Consider the following 5,188-nt stretch of genomic DNA (forward strand, 5'->3'; position numbering starts at 1 on the left):
AGGTTGCTGGTCCAGCCAACGCCGTGGCCGTGATCGGCGCGCCAGATCCAGGTGTGGTCGATGATGGTGTCGTTGGAGTTGACGATCAGGTTGACCTTGGTGCTGCCCACGCCTGCTCCACCGACGCGGAAGAATACGTCGTGAAGGAAGATGGGATCTTTAGCGTGTGAGACGTGGCTGCCTTGCGGACCTATTTCAACGAGGACGGGAGAGATTTTTTCGCCCGCATCGAAGAGGATCCCGGCGATGTCGATGCCATCAGCGTCTGTAGTGGTGAGGGCTGCTGTGCCGTTGGTGGGCCGCAGGGTGGCGAAGCCGAGCCCGATGACAAGAGTATCGGGGCGCTTGATCTCAATGGGTTCGGTAAGGTCATAAATGCCGGGGGTGAGAAGAAGGTTCTTGCCGGTGGCGAGCTGCGCATTGATGGTGGACGCCGTGTCTTTGCCGGGACTGGCGATGTAGAACTGACTGATCGGAATGGAGCGGCCCGGAGTTGAGCCGCCATGCCAGGTGATGCCTGCGCTGTTGGTTCGCAGAGCGGGAACGCGGACGCTCCAGTTCCCTTTCGCGTCGGCTTCGAGGAAGGGCTTTTCGCGGACGATGGGAGTTTTGTCGACCTTGGTGTAGGGTGGCTGGGGCCACTCGCCTTCAGGGGGATGCGGGATGCCGACGAAGACCATGTTCCAGTTGGCGCCGGTCCAACTGCCCCATTCGCTGTTGCGGGAGATCCACTGCTGCTGGGGACCCGCGCCGACGTTGCCGTCGATGAGGGAGTCAGACATCCAGCCGCCGCTGGCCCATCCGCCTTTCTGATGGAGAACGATGTTGCCCAGAATGTGCATGCGGCGGAAGGGCACGGCCTGCGAGACGGCCCACTGCATAGTTCCTTCGGTTGGGGTTACGGAAAAACCTTCGACGCCGCGCCAGAAGGTGCATGTGGCGTTGTTGCGCGGCAGGCTCGCGTCAGAGTGGACGTTGCCGGTGATGTGGACGGCGTCGGGCGTGGCGCCGAGGCCGAGCACTTGCGTGTAGAAGCCGACTGGCACATCTACGTGATATTCGCCGGGCAGGAAGAGCAGGGCGTAGCGGGCAGAGCCGAATTCGCTGTGCTGCTGGATTGCGTAGACCTTGTCGATCTGCGTTTGAATATCCGCGGAGGACATTGAGGGATCGAAGAGCAGAACGTTGGGACCGAGGTCGGGAGTCGAAGCCAAGTTGTGCGCCGGTGGAGGGCCGGCAGCAGCCAACTGCAGAGAGAACGCGAGAATGCAGAGGGTGGTAAGTGAGGCAAGCGCAATGTTCAAGCTGGTTCCAAGTGCTCGAGTTGTTGACATGTCCGGAGGATCTCTCTGAAGTCTGAATGCGATGACCTAAGCATGGTATTCCATTCGCCTCACGCCGCGCGCAGGTGGTGGACATGGCGCCGTCTGACAGGCGAGAATTGCGGTCGCACGGGAAAGGCTTCTTTATATGGGACCAATTTCACGCAGGGATTTTGTGCGCCTCGGAGCTGGCGCAGTGGCAGCGGGCGCAGCGGCTAAATCGATTGTGCTGGAACCGACGGTTCTAGCTGCTCAGACAGCGCAGACGGGAAAAAAGATTCGCTTCGTTTCGATCGGGACAGGGATTCGCGGATGCGACTTGCTGCGGTCGGCGAAGAAGCTGCCAAGCGGAGTGTGCGTGGGCACGGCGGATCTGTACGACATGCATCGCAAAGCAGGCGTCGAGGCTTATGGCGCCGACGTTCCGACAACGAAAGATTATCGCGAGTTGCTCGATCGCAAGGATGTGGATGCGGTGATCGTGGCAGTTGCCGATTTCCAGCATCGGCACGTGGTACTGGATTGTGTGGCGGCTGGGAAAGACGTCTATTGCGAGAAGCCGATGTCGCACAACGTGGCAGACGGGCTGGCCATGGTGAAGGCGGTGCAGGATGGAAAACGGATCTTCCAGGCGGGCAGCCAGCGCGTGAGCAATACCCTTGTTAAGAAGGCGGCAGAAATCTGCAAATCGGGACGGCTGGGCAACGTCTCGTCGATTGAAGCTCATACCGATCGCAATTCTCCATCCGGCGCATGGGTGTATCCGATTGCTCCGGATGCGAGCGCGGAGACGATCGACTGGACCACGTGGCTGCGCGATGCGCCTTCGCGTCCGTTCGATGCGGCTCGATTCTTCCGCTGGAGATGCTTTGCGGATTACGGTGAAGGGCTCGCCGGCGACTTGTTTGTGCACCTGCTGTCGGGGATGCAGTGCGTGACGGGGATCAACGCGATTCCGGAACGCGCCTATTCCACGGGAAGCCTGTCTTATTTCAAAGATGGTCGCGATTTCCCTGATCTGCTGGAGACGCTCTACGACTATCCGGGCGTAGCGGTCAATATGCACTGTAATCAGAACAACGCGGCGGGCGACATCACCATCTTCTACGGTAAGGAGGCCACGATGACGATCAATGGCAACACGCTTACCGTGGTTCCGCAGGATACGCGTCCACAACCGGAAGGCTACGCGCTGAATGGGTGGACCGCAGAGGCCAAGCAGAAGTACCTGGATGATTGGCATGCCGCGCATCCGCAGCCGCTGGCGCCGTTGCCATTAGCGGAGACGTATTCTCCGCCTCAGGGATACGACGACACCGCTGACCATCTTGCCAATTTCTTTCAAGCCGTTGAGACGCGCCAGCATGTTGTTGAAGACGAGGTCTTTGGAAACAACACGGCGATTGCGTGCCATATGGCCAATCACTCATATTTCAATAAGAACGTGGCTACGTGGGACGCGGCCGCGGGAACCATCAAGGGCTAGCGAGAGCCTTGAGGAGCATAGGTGAATGACAACTTCTTCTCGGCGCAGTTTTTTGAAGGCTTCAGGCGCGTTGGCGGCAGCCGCCTGCGCGGGTGGTAAACGATTGATGGCGGCACCGCTCCGTCTGCCGATTGGGCTTCAGCTCTACTCCGTGCGGAACTTGTTGCCGAAGGATTTTGAGGGAACGCTGCATCAACTGGCGGCCGCCGGGTACAAGGAAGTGGAAGCGGCGGGCTACTTCGACAAGACTGCGGCAGATTTTGGGAACGCGCTGAACAAGGCGGGGCTCAAATGCGTGAGCACTCATCACCAGCTGACCCAGTTGAAGACGCAATTCGACCAGTTGATCCAATACGGACAGGCTCTTGGGCTTGAGTACATCATTTGCTCCTGGGCGGGAGTCCATCGCGATCCTACGCGCAAAGGCGAACTGAACCTGGATGACTGGCGCTACGTGGCCGACCAGTTTAATGCGATCGGCGAAAAGGTGAAGGCGGCAGGCATGACGTTCGGCTATCACAACCATACCGTGGAATTCGGAACGGAGAACGGCGTCGTGTTTTTTGACGAGTTGCTGAAGCGCACCGATCCCAAGCTGGTGGTCTTCGAAATGGACTGCGGCTGGGTGGTGGGCGGTGGACACGATCCAGTTGAGTATCTGAACAAGTTCCCGCAGCGCTTTCCTCTGCTTCACGTGAAGGACATGGTGAAAGAACCGGATGGGAAGCTGCGCAATGTGGTGATGGGCAAGGGATTCATCGATTACAAGCCGATTTTCCGCGCGGCGACAGGGTTGAAGCACTACTTCATCGAGCAGGAGGAATTTGAAGGCGACCCGATGACGGAGCTGCGCGAGGATGCGGATTTTATGAAGAAGCTGGATGTTTAGCGGTCGTCGCTATTGTGGAAACGACTGCAACCCTCCCGAAACTCGAAGGCAAACGTCCTTATGTTGTTTGTAGCTGATGTGAACCCCGAAGATGCGGTCGGCTCACATTCTAAAACTACGGTTCCTGCATGCACAGATTTTCGATTTTGCTTATCTTCCTGTTTCTTGTGAATCCCATTGGAGCTGCAACCCGCGTTACCGTTGCGCAACTTGAGCAGTTCCTGACTTCCAAGCAGGCGGCGAAGCAGTCCGATGGTGAAATGGCGGACCGGCTTGTGTCGGTACAACTTATGGAACAACTCACAGCGCAAACACTGGTACGCATCGAGTCGGAAGCGAGCCTCGGTCCAAACACGCTGGAACAGCTTCGACTCATCGCAAACTCTTCGATTTTCTTCGCTCCTCCTTCGGGAGAACTCCCAAACCTCGCTGTCCCCGATCAGATCTCGCAACAGCGAATGCTGAATGCAGCAATAGAGTATGTCGACGGTGCTCTTCAGCGTCTACCCGATTTCCTCGCCATTCGCACCACAGATAGTTTCGACAATGCTCCTCAGCGAGCAGGTTCAAAACACGGGAAGCCTGAAGCGGAACTGCATCTCGTTCGCGAATCTCGCCGCGAGATCGCATATCGAAATGGAAAGGAGATCGTAGATTCCGACAGCGATTCAGGGAATGGTCAACTTGGATCATCCGCTTTCGCCGGTTTCACCACGAAGGGCGAATTCGGTCCAGTCCTCAAGACAATCCTCAGCGACTCGTTCAAGGGAAGTGTCGTATGGAATCGTTGGCAGACGAGCGAATCAGGCGCTCTGGTTGCGGTCTTCCGCTATGTCGTCTCAAAGCCCGCTTCTCACTATCTTGTCGACTTCTGTTGCTATCAGAAATCCAGGGACGATCCACAAACATTTAGGTTCCGGTACTTGGCTGGATATCACGGCGAACTCTATTTGGACCCTTCGACTGGCGTCGTGGACCGCATTACGCTGGAGGCAGAGTTGACCGAGGATGATCCAGTTATGGTTTCCAGCAGCGCCGTTCAATACGGCCAGGTCAACATTGGCGGAAAGAGGTACATCTGTCCTGTTCGCGGCGTTGCGGTGTCAGAAGTACACAACCTGAACATGGAGCTCGTCGACAAGATTGGTCCCGAGAGACTCATCAACGAGGTTCGTTTCTCCAACTACCACAAATTCGCGTCCACCATGCGAATACTGCCCGGAGACCCCGATGCGAATTGAGGGTCACCGCGTAACTTTCAGTAAGAATCAGTAAACAGTTCAGGGGTAACGCATCAGCCTTGGGGGCCCGTGACGGTCAGCGACGTTGCGGGTTGAGGTGCTTCGGATAGGCTTGAATCATGAACATTTTTGACGAGAAGCGCGCGGAGTTGGAGAAGCATGAGTTCATGATGGGGCGGGAGCGGGGCAGACTGGCGGTGGCGCTGGACCTGCTGACCGATTCGCTGATCATGGTAGGGCAGCATGGGGT

Annotated in this window: 4 protein-coding genes; 3 read left to right on the forward strand and 1 reads right to left on the reverse strand. The window is 57.3% G+C overall.

Annotated features, from left to right (window positions below; all coding sequences use genetic code 11):
• The coding region (locus tag WA354_RS21640) for a coagulation factor 5/8 type domain-containing protein (RefSeq protein WP_472815097.1) at positions 1–1,334 on the reverse strand (1,334 nt) is incomplete at its 3' end.
• A gap of 163 nt (positions 1,335–1,497) precedes the next feature.
• Here WA354_RS21640 and WA354_RS21645 point away from each other — a divergent pair.
• The 3 genes from WA354_RS21645 (at position 1,498) to WA354_RS21655 (ending at position 4,938) form a co-directional block, all read left to right on the forward strand.
• Positions 1,498–2,808, forward strand: a complete 1,311-nt coding sequence (locus WA354_RS21645) for a Gfo/Idh/MocA family protein (protein WP_472815098.1) — start codon at positions 1,498–1,500, stop codon at positions 2,806–2,808.
• Positions 2,809–2,833: 25 nt separating this feature from the next.
• On the forward strand, positions 2,834–3,697 hold the full coding sequence (locus tag WA354_RS21650) for a sugar phosphate isomerase/epimerase family protein (protein WP_472815099.1): 864 nt from the start codon (positions 2,834–2,836) through the stop codon (positions 3,695–3,697).
• Between the two features lie 128 nt (positions 3,698–3,825).
• Positions 3,826–4,938, forward strand: a complete 1,113-nt coding sequence (locus tag WA354_RS21655) for a hypothetical protein (RefSeq protein WP_472815100.1) — start codon at positions 3,826–3,828, stop codon at positions 4,936–4,938.
• Positions 4,939–5,188: the final 250 nt, after the last annotated feature.

Origin of the sequence: Occallatibacter sp., from assembly GCF_049802275.1 — a bacterium.
In the GTDB taxonomy this organism is placed as follows: Bacteria; Acidobacteriota; Terriglobia; order Terriglobales; family Acidobacteriaceae; genus Telmatobacter.